This window comes from Plantibacter sp. ME-Dv--P-122b (genome assembly GCF_030209375.1).
Classification (GTDB): domain Bacteria; phylum Actinomycetota; class Actinomycetes; order Actinomycetales; family Microbacteriaceae; genus Plantibacter.
This window is the reverse complement of record NZ_JARVSC010000011.1, coordinates 142,772-160,535: the sequence shown is the minus strand read 5'-3', so window position 1 is coordinate 160,535 and position 17,764 is coordinate 142,772. Positions and strand designations below refer to the sequence as shown.

The 17,764-nt window shown below is 70.2% G+C and carries 19 protein-coding genes; 8 read left to right on the top strand and 11 right to left on the bottom strand.

Features of this window, described 5'->3' with window-relative positions; genetic code table 11:
* Nucleotides 1-66 precede the first annotated feature (66 nt).
* Together QRN19_RS17975 and QRN19_RS17970 are read left to right on the top strand one after the other, a co-directional pair.
* Nucleotides 67-594, top strand: coding sequence for a GNAT family N-acetyltransferase (locus QRN19_RS17975; protein WP_285028591.1), 528 nt, complete (start codon nt 67-69; stop codon nt 592-594).
* A gap of 76 nt (nt 595-670) precedes the next feature.
* Entirely contained in the window at nt 671-1,192 is a 522-nt protein-coding gene (locus QRN19_RS17970; protein ID WP_285028590.1) for a tetratricopeptide repeat protein, read from the top strand.
* Between the two features lie 36 nt (nt 1,193-1,228).
* On the opposite strand, the gene QRN19_RS17965 is transcribed toward QRN19_RS17970, so the two are convergent.
* Entirely contained in the window at nt 1,229-1,855 is a 627-nt protein-coding gene (locus tag QRN19_RS17965) for a LysE family transporter (RefSeq protein WP_285028589.1), read from the bottom strand.
* Nucleotides 1,856-1,925: 70 nt separating this feature from the next.
* On the opposite strand from QRN19_RS17965, the gene QRN19_RS17960 reads away from it, so the two are divergent.
* Complete coding sequence (locus QRN19_RS17960) at nt 1,926-2,345, top strand: Lrp/AsnC family transcriptional regulator (protein ID WP_285028588.1); 420 nt, start codon at nt 1,926-1,928, stop codon at nt 2,343-2,345.
* 48 nt (nt 2,346-2,393) lie between these two features.
* On the opposite strand, the gene QRN19_RS17955 is transcribed toward QRN19_RS17960, so the two are convergent.
* A complete protein-coding gene (locus QRN19_RS17955; protein WP_085512137.1) occupies nt 2,394-2,930 on the bottom strand; it encodes an MOSC domain-containing protein in 537 nt (178 codons plus the stop codon).
* Nucleotides 2,931-3,039: 109 nt separating this feature from the next.
* On the opposite strand from QRN19_RS17955, the gene QRN19_RS17950 reads away from it, so the two are divergent.
* Entirely contained in the window at nt 3,040-3,804 is a 765-nt protein-coding gene (locus tag QRN19_RS17950; RefSeq protein WP_285028587.1) for an SDR family NAD(P)-dependent oxidoreductase, read from the top strand.
* Nucleotides 3,801-4,583 carry an SDR family NAD(P)-dependent oxidoreductase gene (locus QRN19_RS17945; RefSeq protein ID WP_285028586.1) on the top strand — a complete coding sequence of 261 codons (783 nt, stop codon included), beginning with the start codon at nt 3,801-3,803 and terminating at the stop codon, nt 4,581-4,583. The genes QRN19_RS17950 and QRN19_RS17945 overlap by 4 nt, the downstream gene beginning before the upstream one ends.
* Nucleotides 4,584-4,595: 12 nt before the next feature.
* Here the strand turns inward: QRN19_RS17945 and QRN19_RS17940 are convergent, their stop codons facing one another.
* Genes QRN19_RS17940 through QRN19_RS17910 form a run of 7 tightly spaced genes read right to left on the bottom strand, consistent with a single transcriptional unit; the run spans nt 4,596 to nt 12,786 of the window.
* Nucleotides 4,596-5,771 (bottom strand): thiolase family protein, encoded by a 1,176-nt coding sequence (locus tag QRN19_RS17940; RefSeq protein WP_285028585.1) that lies wholly within the window; start codon nt 5,769-5,771, stop codon nt 4,596-4,598.
* On the bottom strand, nt 5,768-6,460 hold the full coding sequence (locus tag QRN19_RS17935) for a 3-oxoacid CoA-transferase subunit B (RefSeq protein WP_285028584.1): 693 nt from the start codon (nt 6,458-6,460) through the stop codon (nt 5,768-5,770). Before QRN19_RS17935 ends, QRN19_RS17940 begins: the two co-directional genes overlap by 4 nt.
* Nucleotides 6,457-7,218, bottom strand: a complete 762-nt coding sequence (locus QRN19_RS17930; protein WP_285028583.1) for a 3-oxoacid CoA-transferase subunit A — start codon at nt 7,216-7,218, stop codon at nt 6,457-6,459. Before QRN19_RS17930 ends, QRN19_RS17935 begins: the two co-directional genes overlap by 4 nt.
* Before the next feature lie 42 nt (nt 7,219-7,260).
* Nucleotides 7,261-8,808 carry an aminomethyl-transferring glycine dehydrogenase subunit GcvPB gene (gene gcvPB, locus QRN19_RS17925; RefSeq protein WP_285028582.1) on the bottom strand — a complete coding sequence of 516 codons (1,548 nt, stop codon included), beginning with the start codon at nt 8,806-8,808 and terminating at the stop codon, nt 7,261-7,263.
* Between the two features lie 17 nt (nt 8,809-8,825).
* Complete coding sequence (gcvPA, locus tag QRN19_RS17920) at nt 8,826-10,226, bottom strand: aminomethyl-transferring glycine dehydrogenase subunit GcvPA (protein ID WP_285028581.1); 1,401 nt, start codon at nt 10,224-10,226, stop codon at nt 8,826-8,828.
* A gap of 51 nt (nt 10,227-10,277) precedes the next feature.
* Nucleotides 10,278-11,411, bottom strand: a complete 1,134-nt coding sequence (locus QRN19_RS17915) for an ATP-NAD kinase family protein (RefSeq protein ID WP_285028580.1) — start codon at nt 11,409-11,411, stop codon at nt 10,278-10,280.
* A 4-nt stretch (nt 11,412-11,415) separates the two neighbouring features.
* Nucleotides 11,416-12,786 carry an aminotransferase gene (locus QRN19_RS17910; protein WP_285028579.1) on the bottom strand — a complete coding sequence of 457 codons (1,371 nt, stop codon included), beginning with the start codon at nt 12,784-12,786 and terminating at the stop codon, nt 11,416-11,418.
* 121 nt (nt 12,787-12,907) lie between these two features.
* Between QRN19_RS17910 and QRN19_RS17905 the strand changes: the two genes are divergently transcribed.
* The 3 genes from QRN19_RS17905 (at nt 12,908) to QRN19_RS17895 (ending at nt 16,410) form a co-directional block, all read left to right on the top strand.
* Nucleotides 12,908-14,371, top strand: a complete 1,464-nt coding sequence (locus QRN19_RS17905; RefSeq protein ID WP_285028578.1) for an NAD-dependent succinate-semialdehyde dehydrogenase — start codon at nt 12,908-12,910, stop codon at nt 14,369-14,371.
* 73 nt (nt 14,372-14,444) lie between these two features.
* Nucleotides 14,445-15,248 carry an IclR family transcriptional regulator domain-containing protein gene (locus tag QRN19_RS17900; protein WP_285028577.1) on the top strand — a complete coding sequence of 268 codons (804 nt, stop codon included), beginning with the start codon at nt 14,445-14,447 and terminating at the stop codon, nt 15,246-15,248.
* A gap of 79 nt (nt 15,249-15,327) precedes the next feature.
* Complete coding sequence (locus QRN19_RS17895) at nt 15,328-16,410, top strand: NADH:flavin oxidoreductase/NADH oxidase (protein ID WP_285028576.1); 1,083 nt, start codon at nt 15,328-15,330, stop codon at nt 16,408-16,410.
* Between the two features lie 78 nt (nt 16,411-16,488).
* Here the strand turns inward: QRN19_RS17895 and QRN19_RS17890 are convergent, their stop codons facing one another.
* Nucleotides 16,489-16,812, bottom strand: coding sequence for a (2Fe-2S)-binding protein (locus QRN19_RS17890; RefSeq protein WP_285028575.1), 324 nt, complete (start codon nt 16,810-16,812; stop codon nt 16,489-16,491).
* Nucleotides 16,809-17,753 carry a dihydrodipicolinate synthase family protein gene (locus QRN19_RS17885; RefSeq protein WP_285028574.1) on the bottom strand — a complete coding sequence of 315 codons (945 nt, stop codon included), beginning with the start codon at nt 17,751-17,753 and terminating at the stop codon, nt 16,809-16,811. The genes QRN19_RS17890 and QRN19_RS17885 overlap by 4 nt, the downstream gene beginning before the upstream one ends.
* Nucleotides 17,754-17,764: the final 11 nt, after the last annotated feature.

The window sequence follows — 17,764 nt, the reverse complement described above, 5'->3', positions numbered from 1 at the left end:
CACCACTCGCTCGCGAACACTCTCGCGGTCGGAGCGAGCCCGTGCGATGAGTGCCATGCTCGATGCATGCCATGGCCCGCGATCGAACCACTGGTGTCCGACCGCCTCACGCTGGAGCCGTTGTCACTCGAGCATGCTCCGTCGATGGTCGACGTCCTCTCCGACCCCACCCTGTACACGTTCACCGGCGGAGAGCCGCCGACGCTCGACACACTTTCCACTCGATACGCCTCCCAGATCCGCGGGCCGGCCGACGAGTCGCAAGGCTGGTTCAACTGGATCGCGCGGCGGCACGACACCGGCGCGCCCATCGGGTTCGTCCAGGCCACCGTGGAATCCCAGAGCCAGGACATTCTGGCCGAGATCGCGTGGGTCATCGATCCAGCCCACCAACGCCAAGGCTTCGCCTCCGAGGCGACGGCCGCCTTGATCGATTGGCTGCACGCTCACGGGGTCACCCGGCTCACCGCCCACATCCATCCGGAGCACACAGCGTCGCAGCGGGTGGCGCACCGCCAGGGCCTCCGTCCGACATCGACCATCGAGGACGGCGAGGTCCGCTGGGAATCGCCGTCTCACGACGAGCGCTCCTGAAGCCGAGGGTCCAGCTCGGCACGCCCGATAGCCTGTCTCCACCGAATCCAGCCCGATCGCTCCCGGAGAATCGACCATGACGCACACGCTCGACGCACAGCTCGACAGCATCTTCGCGGCTGGCGACCGGGCTGACATGGGTCCGACCATCGAAGCACTGCTGCCCATCTACGACGAGCACCCTCACCACCCGAGAGTCCTCTACGAGCTCGGTGGCGCCTACGACACCGCGGGCGAGGAGGAGAGAGCACTCGACCTCTACGAGCGGGCCATGGAGAGCGGCCTGGCGGGAGACATCCGTCGCCGTTGCTACCTGCAGTACGGAAGCACCCTCCGCAACCTCGACCGGATCGATGAGTCGCTGGAGGTCTTCGCACGGGCGCGTGCCGAGTTCCCGGAGTCAGTCGCGCTCGGAGCATTCGAAGCCCTCACCCTCCATGCCGCCGGACGGTCGAACGCCGCGCTGTCGAGCCTCCTCGAACTCCTGGCCGAGCACGTAGACGCGGCTGAGCTCACGCGTTACAAGCCGGCCCTGCGAGGCAACGCCGAGTACCTCCGGTCACTGGACGAGGAGCCCCGGTCCACGACGGAGGACTGACGGCGCCGACGCCCCCAGACCATCGGCCTCACATCTTCACACCGCCTGGACGATGAGGGCGACACCGAATGCGACGATCAAGCCGTTGCCGACGATGGCTGTCCACCTCCGAAAGGACGCGCCAGTCCTCCGCCGGAGCCCGGCTCCGAGCGCGACCAGCAGCGCCTGCCAGCCGAAGGACGCGAGCCCGACGCCTCCGATGAAGGCGACCGCCGTCGGCCCTGACTCCGTGAACCCGTTCAGGCCGGTCAGGATCGCCGCGAAGTACACCAGGGTGGCCGGGTTGATCGCCGTCAGGCCCAGGAAGAGCAGGTAGCGCTGACGCGACGTGCCCGTGCGCCCCGTCGACCGCACTCCTCCTGACGACGTCGCACGCAGGCCCTGCAGGAGCCCGAGGGCTCCGAGCGCGATGACGGCGACACCACCGAGGAGCTGCGGCCACGGAGTCCAGCCGCTCACGACGGGACCGGCGAGCACACCGGCGGCGACGGCTGCCGTGCAATACGACACGTCCACCGTCGCCACGGCTGCGGCAGCTGCGAGCCCACGGCGCAGCCCCCGCGTGACACCCTCCTGGAGGAGCAGGATCCCGATCGCCCCGAGCGGAGCGGCCAGAGCGAGGCCGGCGACGGAACCGGCGAGGAGGGCGAGGAGGACATCCATGCCGACGACTCTGGTGCAGCACGACTGCCGCGACAGTGCGTTCCGGCAGTGAGACGGCATACTGTGTCGCGTGGATGCTCTCGACAGTGAAATCATCGATGTGCTGCGGGCCGATGGGCGGATATCGTTCAGCGAGCTCGGTCGCCGGATCGGCTTGAGCACGAATGCGACCGCGGCCCGCGTCCGTCGCCTGGAGCACAGTGGTGTCATCACCGGGTACCGCGCGATCCTCGGCTCCGATGCCCCGGTCGCCGAGGACGGCCTGGAGGCGTTCATCGACGTCCGACTCGACCCTGCGCGCAAGTCGGAGGAGTTCCTGGAGTGGACCCGTCGGATCCCCGAGATCCGGGACGCGGTGCACGTCACCGGCGCCTACGACTACCTCGTCCACATCCGCGTCGCCGGCACCAGCGCGCTCGACCGCCTCCTGCGCAGCATGAAGAACGACGGAGGCGCGACCCACACGCAGACGCGGCTGGCGCTCCGGTAGGCGGGAACCGCACGCGCCGTCGCATCGCGCTACCGCGGACCTACTGCCCTACACCGGCGCGAGCGGTTCGCGGGCTCCGTCCGGCAGCTCCACGGTGATCGGGTCACCGGGCTGCACGACACCGCCGACGAGCACCACACCCATGACTCCCGTCTTGCGGACGGTGCGACCCTCCGCGTCCGTGCCGACGACCTGCTTGAGCAGCCCGGGTTCGAAGCGGTCGATCTGCACACACGGGTTCCGCAGCCCCGTCACCTCGACGACGGCATCGGTTCCGAGTCGGAGCACGGCACCCGCGGGGAGGTCGAGCAGGTCCAGTCCTTCGGTGGTGATGTTCTCGCCCAGCTCACCCGGGGTGAGGTCGGCGTCCACCTCCGCGAACAGCTCCCGGTGGATGAGGTGGACCTGCCGGAGGTTGGGCTGCGAGGGGTCTCGTCTCACGCGGGACCGATGCTGCACCGTCGCACCGAAATGCGCGTCCCCCTCGACGCCCAGCCCGGCGACGAGCGTGATCGCGTCACGTCGCGGCTTGGAGAAACGGTGCTCATCGTCGCTGCTGACCGAGACGACACGGGCGTTTGTCATCACCCCAGTGTGCACCTCGACGGCACGGTTCACCCCGCGTTCGCCTTGCGGACAAACGTTCGCTTGACGTACGGTTGAGGCGGCGATCGACACGATGAGGAGCGACACCGTGGGCAGTGGACAGACAGCGTCTTCGAGCGGGTTCTCCGGGCGACGGTTCCTCGTCACCGGAGGCGCCCAGGGGATCGGTGCCGAGATCGTGGCCCGACTGTCGGCCGGCGGGGCGGACGGCGTCATCGTCGACCTGGCCGCGGCGGCGGACGATGCGCCGTGGCCCTCCCGGCAGCTGGACGTGACGGACGAGCCGGCCGTCGTCGAGGCGATGCGTTCGACACAGGCCGAACACGGACCCTTCGACGGCGTGATCGCCGCCGCCGGCATCGTGCCGCCCTGGCACCGACCGGCCGACGTCGACCTCGACATGTTCGACCAGACGATGGCCGTGAACGTGCGCGGCTTCGTCGTGACGGTCAAGTCCGTCGCCGAGTCGATGCCGCACGGCTCGTCCATCGTCGCGATCGGCTCGCTGAACTCCTGGCGCGGCGACCCCAACCTCCTCGCCTACGCCGCGAGCAAACACGCCGTCCTGGGCGCCGTGCGCTCGATGGCGATGTCGCTCGGCCCGCGCGGCATCCGGGTGAACGCCGTCGCCCCGGGCCCCGTGGCGACCGACGCCCTGCGCGGCCGCATGAGCGACCGCGCAGGGCGCGGCGGTCCGGCCCTCGGGGAGGCGCTGGAGGCCGCCGCCCGGCAGACCGCCCTCCGCCGACTCGCGACACCGGGCGACGTCGCCGACACCGCCCTGTTCCTCTCGTCCGCCCAGGCAGCGGCCATCACCGGACAGCTGATCCCCGTCGACGGGGGCCTGCTGTGAGTGTCGTGAACGGCGGTCCGACCCCGTCGCTCGCCGGGCGTTCGGTGCTCGTCACCGGGGTGTCCGGCGGCATCGGTTCGGCCCTCGCCAAGGTCCTCGGCCGCGAAGGCGCCTTCGTCGTCGGCACCTATCGCAGTCGCGCGGCCGAAGCACGCGCCGTCCTGGAAGCCGCGGCCCCGGACCGCCACGCCCTGCTCGAGGCGGACATCACCTCCGGCGCATCGGCTCGGGAGCTGTGGGATCGGGCGAACGCGATCCGGCCCGTCGACACGGTCGTGCTCAACGCGGCGGTCATGATGCGGACACCACTGCAGGGGCCGGTAGCGGAATGGGACGACGGGTGGGAGGCGTCGATGACGGTCAACGCCGTCGCCCCGGCCGCCCTCATGCGCCAGGCGGCCCACGACCTCGCCGAACGCTCTGGCGGCTCCATCATCGTCATCTCCAGCTGGGCCGCCGAGCAGGGCTCGCGTCTCCCCGAGGCGTCCGCGTACGCCGCGTCGAAGGCCGCCGTCCGCAACTTCGCCCAGACGCTCGCCCGCGACGTCGCACGCCGCGGGGTCCGCGTGTACACGATCGCGCCCGGCGTCGTCGACACCGGCATGGGGACGCAGGGGCTCTCCACCGAGCAGCAGAGCTCCGTCGCCGAGGGCCTGACGATGGGACGCCACGTCGCCGCCGCGGAGATCGCCGAGCTGGCCGCCTTCCTCGCGACCGACCGTACACCGAGCCTCACCGGGGCCACGCTCGACCTGAACGGCGCCTCCTACATCCGCTGATCGGGCAGGCACTCAGCGCTCGAGGACCACCGCCAGTGCCTGACCGACACCGATGCACACCGTCGCCACGGCGACCCCGCCGCCACGCCGCACGAGCTCGTGCGCGGCCCGCCCGATCACCCGGCCACCGGACGCCCCCAGGGGATGACCGATGGCGAGTGCACCACCGCGCGGGTTGAGCCGCTCGGGATCGAGGTCCGGCCATCCCGCGAGGCAGGCGAGGGTCTGGGAGGCGAACGCCTCGTTCAGCTCGACGACGTCGACGTCGGACCAATGACGCCCCGCCCGGGCGAGGGCCTTGTTCGCGGCCTCCACGGGCGCGATCGGGAAGTCGTCCGGATCGACGCCGTGCGCCGCTCGTCCGGCGATCCGGGCGAGCGGTTCGCCGTCGACGGCGCCTTCTCTGGCGAGCAACACGGCCGAGGCGCCGTCGTTGATGGAGGAGGAGTTGCCCGCGGTCACGGTGCCGTGGCCGTCACGGGGGAACAGTGGACGGAGCCCCGCGAGCCGCTCCACCGTCGTGTCGTCGCGGATCCCCTCGTCCCGCCCGAGCTCGACCCCGGGGACCGGGACCACCTCGCCGTCGAAGACCCCGTCGGCCCAGGCGGCCGCAGCCAGCCGGTGCGAACGGACCGCATAGGCGTCCTGCTGCTCCCGCGTGACACCGCGCTCCTGTGCAACCTTCTCCGCGGCCTCACCGTTCGAGATCGTCCACGCCTCGGGCAACGCGGGGTTCACCATCCGCCAGCCGATCGAGGTGTTCCAGAGCGTCGGATTGCCGATGCTGGGGAAACCCCTGGCCGACTTCTCGAGCACGTAGGGCGCACGACTCATAGACTCGACGCCGCCGGCCAGCACGATGTCGGCGTCGCCGGCAGCGATCGCCCGTGACCCCTGGATGACAGCGTCCATCGAGGAGGCGCAGAGCCGGTTGACGGTCACACCGGTCACCGAGGTCGGGAACCCGGCGAGCAGGGCGGCGAACCGCGCGACGTCCCGGTTGTCCTCACCCGCCTGGTTCGCGTCCCCGAGCACGACGTCGTCGATGCGAGCCGGGTCGAGTCCGGTCCGGTCGACGATCGCGCGGAGCACCACGGCGGCCAGATCGTCGGGTCGGACACCAGCGAGCGCTCCCCCGGACCGCCCGAACGGTGTCCTGACCGCGTCGTAGAGGTAGGTCTCGGTCATCCTGCACTCCGTTCCAGGGTCTGCTCGGCCGCGGGCGCGGTACCGGTGGTCGCATCGGTCAACGCGAGCCCGGTGAGGGCCCGCAGCTCGTCGACGGTCGTGTCTCCGAACGTCTCCACCACCGCGAACCCCTCCGGTGTGACGTCGAACACGGCGTGGTCGGTGTAGACCCGCGACACACAGCCGACCCCGGTGAGCGGGTAGGCGCACTCGGCGACGAGTTTCGACTCGCCGGACCGGGTCAGCAGGTCGGTCATGACGACGACCCGCTTCGCCCCGATGGCGAGGTCCATCGCCCCACCCACCGAGGGGATGGAACCCTCGCCACCGGTGGACCAGTTGGCGAGGTCGCCCTCCTGACTCACCTGGTAGGCGCCGAGGACGCAGAGGTCGAGGTGCCCGCCGCGCATCATGGCGAAGGAGTCGGCGTGATGGAAGAACGAGGCGCCCGCCACCGTGGTGACGGCCTGCTTGCCGGCGTTGATGAGGTCCGGGTCGAGCGCGCCGGGGCGGGGTGCGGCCCCCATGCCGAGCATCCCGTTCTCCGTGTGGAGGATGATCTCCGCGCCCTCCGGCAGGTGCTCGGCGACGAGCGTCGGCGCTCCGATGCCGAGGTTGACGATCGCACCGTCCTCGATGTCGGCAGCGATGCGCGCGGCGAGCGCGTTCCGGTCGATGCGGGTGGTCATGCGGCGTCCTCCTCGTCGGACGGTTCGTCGGGCACCAGCGGGCTACCGGCGAGGTCGACCCCGCCGACGAAGGCGCCGTCGCGCAACCAGCGGCGCTCACCGGTCTCGACGACCCGGTCCACGAAGAGGCCCGGCGTGACGACGGCCTCCGGGTCGAGGTCGCCGAGCTCCACCACGGCGTCGACCTGGACGACCGTCGTCCGCGCGGCGGTGCACATGATCGGACCGAAGTTGCGAGCGGTCTCGCGGTAGACGAGGTTGCCCCAGCGGTCGGCGCGGTAGGCGCTCACGAGGGCGAAGTCCGCGTGGATGGGGAGTTCCAGCGCATGGGTCCGCCCGTCGAATTCGCGGGTCTCCTTCCCCTCGGCCAGCGTCGTGCCAACCCCGGTCGGGGTGTAGAAGCCGCCGATGCCGGCACCGGCGGCGCGGATGCGTTCTGCGAGGTTGCCCTGCGGGACGAGCTCGAGTTCGAGCTCGCCCGCCCGGTACAGCCGGTCGAAGACCCAGGAGTCGCTCTGTCGTGGGAAGGAGCAGATGATCTTCCGCACCCGTCCGCGGTCGAGCAGGGCGGCCAGGCCGTGGTCGCCGTTCCCCGCGTTGTTGTTGACGATGGTCAGCTCGGACGCGCCCTGCTCGATGAGCGCGTCGATGAGTTCGACCGGTTGTCCCGCGCGGCCGAAGCCGCCGATCATCACCGTGTCCCCGTCACGGACACCCTCGACGGCGTCCGCCGTCGAGGCGACTCGTTTGTCGATCACGCGTGTTCCTTCCTCAGTGTCCGTCGGTGGTCCGATGCGGCGTCACGACGTGGCATGCTTGCGCCGATAGGCGGCCCAGGTCGTGGCCCACCGCTCGGGGTCGTCCAGCCCGGAACCGTCGATCTGGGCGACGACCTGACGATGCGGTGCCGTCCGGACGAGTTCCGGGTCGTTCCGGCCCTCCTCGAGGACGTGCTCGAGGACGTCGATCCACTCGTCGAGGTCCTCCTTCGACCACATCTCGCCGGCCTCCGGGGTGAACGGCTCCGGTACGATCCACGGTTCATGCGCGAGCCAGTAGGCGTCGATGCCGAAGTCCGTCATCCGGTTCTGCACGTCCACGGTCGACAGCCCGGTCTCGGCCGCGTACTCCTCGAGGGAGTACCGGGTCATCTCGAGCCGGGGCAGCGCCTTCCCCGCGAACGACATGGTCACGCCGGGGATCGCCATGAGCCGGTGCTCCATGTAGTTGTTCGCGAGGACCGAGAGGTCGGCCGCCTCGCGCAGTCCGTCGGTGCCCATGGCCCGGGTCCACGAGTACGCCTTGAGGAGCTGTGGGACGTTGCCGAAGAACTCGCGGACGCGACCGACGCTCTGCTCGGGCTCGATGAACACACAGGCGTCGTCGTGGCGTTCGACCCGCGGGCCGGGCAGGAACGGTGCCAGCTCATCCGAACACCCGTAGGCACCCACCGACGGCCCGTTCCCGCCCTTCGGTGCCCCGAAGGTCTTGTGCAGCATGTACATGCACGCGTCGAAACCCAGGTCCCGTGCGCGCAGCCTCGTCATGACGCCGTTGAAGTTGGCACTGTCGTAGAAGGCCAGGCCACCTTCGGCGTGGACCGCGTCGATGACCTCGGTGATGAACGGGTTGTAGACCCCCATGTCGTCGGGGTTGTTCAGCACGATCGCAGCGGTCTGCGGGCCGATGACCGACCGGAAGGCCTCCAGCGAGGGGTAGCCGTCCTCCTCCACCGGCAGGGTCACGACCTCGAAACCCGCGGCCTTCGCCGTAGCCGGGTTGCACGGGTGCGCCTGGGCCGTGGTGATGACCTGACGGCGCTGCCCCAGCTCACCCTTCGCCTCGAAGTGGGCCCGCGTGATGACCATGTTCAGGTACGCCGCGTCGGCCCCGCCACCGGGCTGGAAGCTGAACGCAGACATCCCGGAGAGGTTGCAGAGCTCGGCTTCCAGGTCGTGCACGATACCCAGCAGTCCCTGCATCGTCGAGGCGTCCTGCCGCGGGTGCACGGCGGCGACCTCGGGTCGCGCGGCGAGCTGTTCGTTCACCGTCGGGCTGTGCTTCATCGTGCAGGTGCCGAAGAGGCTGATGCCCATCATCCCGAGCGTCTGCTGCGCGAGGTGGGTGAAGTGTCGGCGCACCTCGTACTCCGCCAGCTCGGGGAGGTCGGCGACGCCGTCGCGGCGCAGCCCCTCGGCGAACGTCGGGCCGTCGTCGGCCGGCGCCCACGACGTCGGCGGAATGACGCCGCGCCGTCCCGGTGCACCGAGCTCGTACACCACGCCCTCGTCCCACGACGCGGCGTGGTAGCGGCGGACCCGACTCGAACGGGTGGTCTCCTGGCTCATCCGATCACCTTCCCGGTTCATGCGAGCACCTCCGTCAGGGCGCCGACGAGGGCGCGTACATCGTCCTCGGTCGTGGTCTCGGTGACGCAGTAGAGTGCGCAGCCGTCGACCCCGTCCGCTTCACCGCTCAAATCGTGACCGCCCAGGATGCCCCGCTCGAGCAGCGCCCGGTTGATCTCGTCCACCGACCGTCCGGTGGCCGAGAAGTCGACCACGAACTCCTTGAAGATCCGATCGGCGTTCCGGACCGTCACTCCGGGAACGGCGGCGAGCAGCCCTGCGGTCGCACGTGCGTTCGCACCGACCGTCTCGGCCAGCTCGCGCATACCCTGCGGTCCCATGAGCGACAGGTACACGGCGGCTCGCACGGCCCACAGGTAGACCGAGTTGCCGGTCCAGTCGTTGCCGAGTTCGCGGGAACCGTAGGAGCTCTGCCCGAAGAGGGTCATCCCGAACGCCCGCTCACCGTCGGCGATGGTGGGCGAGAGGCTGACCTGCAGCGTCGGGAACTCGCGGGCGTAGCGCTCCTCGTCGCGCGAGGCGATGAATCCACCGACGCCGCCACCGGCGTTCAGGTGCACGCCGAGCGGCTGCAGGGAGCCGACGACGATGTCCGCCCCGAACCGGACGGGCGGAGCGAGCACGCCGAGCGAGATCGGGTCGACCCCGACGATCGCCTCGGCACCGACCGCGTGCGTGCGCTCGATGAGCCCGGCGATACCGTCCTCCACGACGCCCCACGAGTTCGGCGTCTCGACGTAGACCGCGGCGACGCCCTCGTCGAGGACGGCCTGCAGCGCGTCCGGCGCGATCGCCCCGGTGGCGGCGTCGACCGGTACGGTCCGGAGCTCGAGAGCTCCGCCGAGTTCGCGCGAGCCGCAGTAGGTCTCGATCACGAGTCGGCGCTCACGGTCGAGGTTGGCCGGCACGACGACGACGGAGCGACCGGTCAGCCGGGCCGCCATGCGGAGGGCGTGTCCGGCTGCGCATCCCCAGCTGTAGACGGGGAGACCGACGAACTCGAGCTCGAGGAGCGCGCCCAGCTGCGAGGTGAACTCGAACCAGGCCTGGTTGCGTCCGTGGTCCGAGCTCGGGGTGCCCCAGACGGAGGTGGAGATCTCCGGTCGTGCGGCGATCTCGTCACACAGCGCCGGGACGTAGTGGTTCCAGTATCCGCCGCCGAGGAAGGAGATGTGGCTCTCGGTGGAGACACCACCGCGGAGACGGTCCTCCAGGAGCCGCCGCAGCTCGTACTCGGAGCGGATGCCGGGGCGGTGCTCGATGCGGTCGTCCGAGCGGTGGTGGGCGGGAATCTGTGCGAACAGTTCGTCGGGGTCCTCGACCCCCACGGCGTCGAGGAGCGCCTGTCGGCTCTCGGCTGCCGAGTTGGCCATGTACGGGTGTGCCTCACGGGTCACGGTGGTCTCCTGTTCCATCGGTCGTCGGTCTGGTTCGGGTGGTGGCGGTCGTCAGCGGCGCGCCGGGATCGAAGTGGTCGGGAGGGTCTCGGCCGCGGCGTCGAGGACCCGCATGACGGTGCTCTCGCGTCGGCCGACGCGCACGCGCCGGTATCCGAGGAGCGGGTGTGTCCCGCCTGCGCCGTCGTCGTCGACGTAGAGGACGGGAGGCAGGAGCGCGCCGACCTTCTCGGTGGTCGCGACGATGTCGACGTGCTCGGCTCCGACGGCGTCCACGACGGCACGGCTCAGCTGCTGATTGCCGCGCCCCAGGAGGAACCCCTGGCCGCCGACGACCCCGAGGACGATGCGGGTGCCGGGGACGGTCCGGGCGACGTGGAGCAGTCGGGACTCGTCGACGTCGAGCTCGACCTCCCCCGAGGCGTGCCGGAGGTCGACGCCGCGAAGTGTCGCCGTGAAACCGAGCGCCTCGGCCACCGCTCCCGCACCGGTCCCCGGCCCGATGATCCAGGTGCTGCCGGGGTCCGCGCCGTCCACGACATCCTGCGCGACCGCGGCTCGACCCGCCGACGCCGGCGTCATCGACTTCGCGCGTTGGAGCGGCTCTCCGCCCCGGGGGACGCGGACCACCGCCATCGGGCGGGAGACGCCCTCGTCGTCGACGTCGAGCACCTCCGCCCAGACGAGGGTCGCGTTCCCGGACACGTACTGCGCCGCGAGCCGACCGGCGCCCTCCGGCGATCGCGCGAACGCTTCGGAGTGCATCTTGACCCCGGCCGGTACACCGATCATCGGCACCTCCGGCCCCAGTGCGCTGGCGAGGTCGAGCGCCGTGCCGTCACCGCCGGCGAAGAGGACGGCACGAGCTCCGGCCCGTTGCAGGGACTGAACCGCGGCGATGGAGTCGACACCGGTCGTCCGGCGCGCGGGCTCCGCACCCACCGTCCGATGCGGGATGTCCGCCCGCGTGAGCGCGTCGGACCCGAGCACACCCGCCGCCGCGATCAGCTCGACGTCGGTCGCGGCACGCAGGTGCCTGACCGCCCGGAGGAGACGCTCGGTCGAGCGTCCCTCCGAGACGGCCACGGCGTACTGCTCGTCCGTCAGCCCGTCGGTGCCGTGCAGCCCACGAGGGCCGCCGAAGCCCGCGATCGGGTTGACGAGGACACCAACGGGGACGGACATGTCGTCAGGCGCTCCGCAGCTCGCCGACGGCGACGTCGAGTGCCGCTCGGACGCCCTGGACCATGCGCGCGAGTTCGTCGTCGGTCGTCACGAACGGCGGGGAGAACGAGACCGTGTCGGCCGCCGGCAGTGCGCGGGTGATGACGCCCTGGTCGAGCGAGGCACGCGTCACCGCCGTCGCGAACGCACCCTGTGCCGCGAAGGGCCGCAGGGGCTCGCGCGACTCGACGAACTCGACGGCCGCCATGAGCCCACGACCGCGGACCTCAGCGACGTTCGGGTGGTCTCCGAACTCCGAGCGCAGCATCTCCTGGAAGACGGCGCCCTTCCGCGCGACCTCGTCGATCAGCCCTTCGCGCTCGATGATGTCCAGGTTGGCCATCGCCGCGGCCGCCGCCAGGGGGTGGGCGGAGTAGGTGTACCCGTGACCGAAGCTGCCGTACTTCGCGGAGCCGTCGAGGAGGACCTTCCAGACGCGGTCGTTCACAAGGACGGCCGAGAGCGGCACGTACGCCGAGGTGATGCCCTTCGCCACGGTCATGAGGTCGGGCCGCATCCCGACCGCCTGGCTCCCGAAGGGGACACCGAGCCGACCGAACCCGTTGACGACCTCATCGGCGATGAGGAGCACGTCGTAGCGGTCGAGGACCTCCTGGATCTTCGGGAAGTAGGTCTCCGGCGGGACGATCACCCCACCCGCGGCCATGACCGGCTCGGCGATGAACGCGGCGACCGTGTCGGGGCCCTCGTTCACGATGAACCGGTCGAGTTCGAGCGCGAGTTGGGTGGCGAAGTCGTCGTCCGTCTGTCCGGGCTCCCGCTCCCACAGGCGGTGCGGCGGTCGGACGTGGCGGATCATCGGCAGCGGCAGGTCGAAGCCGTCGTGCAGGTTCTGGAGTCCGGTCAGGCCACCGGAGAGCACGGTGACACCGTGGTAGCCGCGTCGGCGCGCGATGATCTTCTTCTTCTGCGGACGGCCGAGGACGTTGTTGTAATACCAGACGAGCTTGGCCTGGGTGTCGTTCGCGTCCGAGCCCGAGTTGCCGTAGAAGACCTTGCTCATCGGGACGGGAGCCATCTCGATGAGGCGCTGGGAGAGCATCGCCGGGAGCTCTGTGCCCATTGAGGAGAAGGCGTGGAAGTACGGCAGACGCAGCGCCTGGGCGTGGATCGCCTCCGCCATGTCCGGGTGGGAGTAGCCGACGTTGACGCACCAGAGGCCCGCCATGGCGTCGAGGTAGTCGCGTCCCGTGTTGTCCGTGACCGTGGCCCCGCGACCCTGGACGATCGTCATGTGGGGGCCGTTCCGATCGTGGGCAGCCAGGTTGGTCATCGGGTGGAACAGGAAGTTCCGGTCGAGGTCTTCGATGGTCATGTAACCCCTTCGTTCGTTCGCATCGCGCACTAATGGTCGCATTTCGCACATTACCCCGTATGCTGGACGAGGTTCAAACGGATTCGTGTTTTTCGCCGGAAAGTCGAGGAAGACCATGGGCATGACCCGACAGCAGCTCTTGGAGGGCGACCTCCTGCGCACCCAGCTCCACTTCGGTGGGCGGTGGCGAGACGGCTCCGGAGGTGAGCGGAGACCCGTCACCGACCCGGCGACGGGAGAGGAGATCGTGTCGGTCGCCGTCGCCACCGCGGACGACGTCACCGAGGCGATCGATGCGGCGGCGGAGGCCTTCGCCACCTGGTCGAAGGTGCCGGCCCCCGAACGGTCCCGCATCCTGCGCCGCTGGTACGACCTCGTGGTCGAGCACGTCGACGAACTGGCCGAGATCCTCACCTGGGAGCAGGGCAAGCCTCTCGCCGAGGCCCGCGGCGAGATCCTCTACGGCGCCGGCTTCATCGAGTGGTTCGCCGAGGAGGCCAAGCGCCTCTACGGCGAGGTCATCCCCACCAACAACCCCAACCGCCGGATGCTCACCACCCGGAACCCGGTCGGGGTCACGGCCGCGATCACACCCTGGAACTTCCCGAGCGCGATGATCCTGCGGAAGGCCTCCCCGGCGCTGGCCGCAGGCTGCACCATGATCATCAAGCCCGCCGGCGAGACCCCGCTGTCGGCCTTCGCCCTCGTCGCCCTCGCAGAGCGCGCCGGTGTCCCCGCCGGCGTCCTCAGTGTCGTGAACGGCTCCGGTGCGGAGATCGGCGCGGTCCTCACCGCGAGCGAGGTCGTCCGCACCATCAGCTTCACCGGCTCGACCGAGGTCGGCCGGACGCTGATGGCCCAGTCGGCCGACACCCTCAAGCACCTCGCCCTGGAGCTCGGCGGCAACGCGCCGCTCATCGTCTTCGACGACGCCGACCTCGACACGGCGGTCAAGGGGGCGATGGACTCGAAGTTCCGCAACGCGGGCCAGACCTGTGTGTGCGCGAACCGCATTCTCGTGCAGGACGGCATCCACGACGCGTTCGTCGAGGCCTTCACCAAGGCGGTCGCGGCACTCCGCGTCGGCGACGGCCGCGAGCCCGGCGTCACGCAAGGTCCGCTCATCTCGCAGTCGGCCCTCGCGAAGGTCCGCTCGCACATCGACGACGCCGTGCAGCACGGCGCGACCGTCGCCCACGGTGGCGATGTGACGGAGCAAGGCGGAACCTTCTTCACCCCGACGGTGCTCGTCGGTGCGACTCCGTCGATGCTGATCGCCTCGGAGGAGACCTTCGGCCCGGTCGCCCCGATCTTCCGGTTCAGCACCGAAGCGGAGGCGATCGCGCTCGCGAACGACACCGAGTTCGGCCTCGCCGGATACTTCTTCAGTCGGGACATCGGTCGGGTCACCCGGGTCGCCGAAGCGCTCGAGGTGGGCGTCGTCGGCGTGAACACCGGCCTCATCTCCTACGAAGGCGCTCCGTTCGGAGGCGTGAAGCAGTCCGGCATCGGTCGAGAGGGCTCCCTGCACGGCATCGACGAGTACACCGAGATGAAGTACATCTGCATCGAGGGCGTCGCATGACTCCGCGCCTTACCCGCGAATGGCCGGATTGGTAGTGTTTACCATTACTCCAGGTCCGGTAGGGGATGCAACGATGACCGATGTCGAGAACGAGCGCAAGTCCAGCGAGTTCATCCAGTCCCTCGATCGGGGACTCGCCGTCATCCGGGCGTTCTCCGATGAACGGGACCTGCTCTCGCTCGCGGACGTCGCGAAGATCACGCATCTCAGCCGCGCGTCGGTACGCCGGGCGCTCCTGACCCTCGAGACGCTCGGCTACGTCGGCAGTCGGCAGAACCGCTTCTACCTGCGGCCGCGCGTGCTCGACCTCGGCTACGCGTTCCTGTCCTCGTCGACGAGCATCGACATCACCCAGGACCACCTGCGACGTCTGTCCGGCCGGATCGGTGAGTCGGTGTCCGCCTGCGAGTACGACGACGGTGACGTCGTCTACGTGGCGCGGGCGGCGGCCGAGACGATCATGCCCATGCGGCTCGGTATCGGTCGGCGCCTGCCGGCCTTCTGCACCTCGACCGGCCGGGTGCTCCTGTCCGAGTTCACCCCGTCCCAGCTCGACGCCTACTTCGCCACCTACGCCCGTGAGAAGCTCTCCCCCGCCACCATCACCGACGAACACGTCCTCCGCGACGCGATCGCCGAGGTGCGTGAGCAGGGCTGGTCCCTCAACAACCAGGAGGTCGACCTGGGTGCCAGGTCGATCGCCGCTCCGGTCGTCGGCACCGACGGCCGCTTCGTGAACGCGGTCAACATCTCGGTGTCGACCTCCCGCGTCTCGGTGGACCAGTTGCTCGAGGAGTACCTCCCCCAGCTGCTCGCCGCGACCTCGAAGATCAGCGCCGACATCGCGCTGCTCAACCGCCGCAAGTCCTACGAGTAGCCGGTCGCCGCGACGACCCCTCGTCGCGGTTGACCCGCCCCGTCCGTTCCGCACATCCGTCCCCTCCCCGAGGAGCACCATGCCCCGCGCCACCCCACGCCTGTTCGAGCCGATCACCATCAACGGCCTCACCCTCCCCCACCGCCTCTGGGTCGCCCCCATGTGCATGTACTCGTCCGTCGACGGCATGCCGAGCAATTGGCACCTCGTCCACCTCGGCTCCTTCGCCATCGGCCGCGCCGGGCTCATCATGACCGAGGCGACCGCCGTCTCGCCCGAAGGCCGGATCACCCCGGACGACGCCGGGATCTGGAACGACGAGCAGGCCGAGGCGTGGAAGCGCCCGGTCGACTTCGTCCACGGGATGGACTCGGCGATCGGGATCCAGCTGTCGCACGCCGGCCGGAAGGCGTCGACGTGGCCGCCCACCCGGGGCCGTGGTTCGGTGCCGGAGGCGGAGGGCGGCTGGCGGACGGTCGGCCCCTCGGCGCTCGCCTACGGCGACTTCACGGCACCGACCGCCCTCGACCTCGACGGGATCCGTCAGGTCGTCGACGACTACGCCGCGGCCGCCCGACGCTCCGTCGCCGCCGGCTTCGACCTCGTCGAGGTGCACGCCGCGCACGGCTACCTGCTCGGCCAGTTCCTCTCGCCCCTGTCGAACGAGCGCACGGACGAGTACGGCGGTGACGCCGAGGGGCGCGCCCGTCTGCTCGGTGAGGTGATCGCGGCGGTCCGGGCCGAGCTGCCGTCCGGGATGCCGCTCGTGCTGCGGGTCTCCGCGACCGACTGGGTGCCGGGCGGTGTCACCGAGGAGGACACGGTCCGCACCATCGGTCTCCTGCCTCCCGTCGATCTCGTGAGCGTCTCCTCCGGTGGCAACGACCCGCGCCAGCACATCAACGCCAGTCCCGGCTACCAGCAGCCGCTCTCGCGGCACGTCCGGGCGAACATCGACGCGCCGGTGGGCGTGGCCGGCCTCATCACCACGCCCGAGCACGCCGAGTCGGCCATCACCTCCGGGGACGCGGACGTCGTCTACGTGGCCCGCCAGTTCCTCCGGGAGCCCACCTTCCCCCTCCGCGCCGCAGCGGCGTTGCAGGGCGAGCTGCCGTGGGCCTGGCAGTACAACCGGGCGAAGTACATCGAGAGCATCCCCTGAGCCACCGGCCGAGGTCGGCCCGGACATGAGGAGAGGCGGTCCCCGACGGGGACCGCCTCTCCTGTTCCGGCGCCAGGCTCAGTGGGACGGCGCGTCGCGTGCTCCGGCCGGTCCTGCACCGTCCTGATGCTCGACGACCATGCCCTCGCTGACCCAGGTCACACAGCTCCGCGTGTTCGGGACTCCGTCGACCACCATCACGCACTCGAAACACACGCCCATACCGCAGAAGTACCCCCGCGGCTGATCGTGCTCGGTCCGGCGCAGACCGAGATCGCGTGCCGCCATGACGGCGGCCGACACGGACTCACCCTCGTACGCCCGGGCGGCCTGCCCGTCGATGGTGAAGTCGACCCGGGTCCCCCGCTCGAGGCCGTGCCCGCGGAGCCGCTTGCCGGTCATGCGGGCAGTGCGGCGGGATCGAGCAGCCCCTCCTCGACCAACACCGCCCGCAGTGCGGCCAGGCTGTCGGGGTCCGTGATCGGCAGGCGGGGTCTGCGGACGTGACCGGCTGGCTGGTCGAGCATGCGCATGAGCTCCTTGAGCTGTGCCTGGTACGAGCCGTAGATCCCCGCCCATCCGCCGGGCAGCCACAGCTTCGGGAAGAGCGCGTCGGCCTTGGCTGCATACGCCCGCATCGGTTCCGTCTCGCCGGCCCAGTAGTGCTCCCAGAACTGCGCGTCCGGCCGGCCGTTCAGCGATCCGCCGCCGACGAAGCCGTCGCCACCCTCGCTGAGCAGGACGTCGACCCCACGGGCCGACATGTACGGTCCGAACACCCGCACCCGGTCTCGCACCCGGCGAGAGGTCTCGAAGAACTGGTCGGCGTCCGGGGTGCTGTCCTTGATCGCGACCACCGAGTCGATGTCGGCCAGCCGGTCGGCGAGGTCGCTCCCGATGTCGACGCCCGTGCCGTGCGGCCAGTTGTAGACGACAAGTGGCGCTTTGACGAGCTCGCTGATCTCCTCGTACCAGGCCACCACCTCGTTCGGAAACAGCTTGATGTACGGCGGCGCGGACGCCAGCACCCCGTCGGCGCCGGCTCCCATCGCGTGGTCCGCGAGGTCGCGGACGTGTTCGGCCCGGTTGGACGTGCATCCGACGAGGACCCGGAGTCGGCCTCGCGCGGCGGCGACCGCCGTCTCGGCCACTGCCTTGCGCTCCTCCACGGTCTGCGAGAACCACTCGCCGCAGGTGCCGTTCACGACCGCCCCGTGCATGCCACGCTCGGCGTACTGGTCGATCAACGCGGCCAACGTGTCGGTGTCGAGTTCACCCGACTCGGTGAAGGGGGTGACGACGGCGGGGAAGTACCCGGCCCAATCGATGTCATCGCGGTTCATCGGCGACGTGC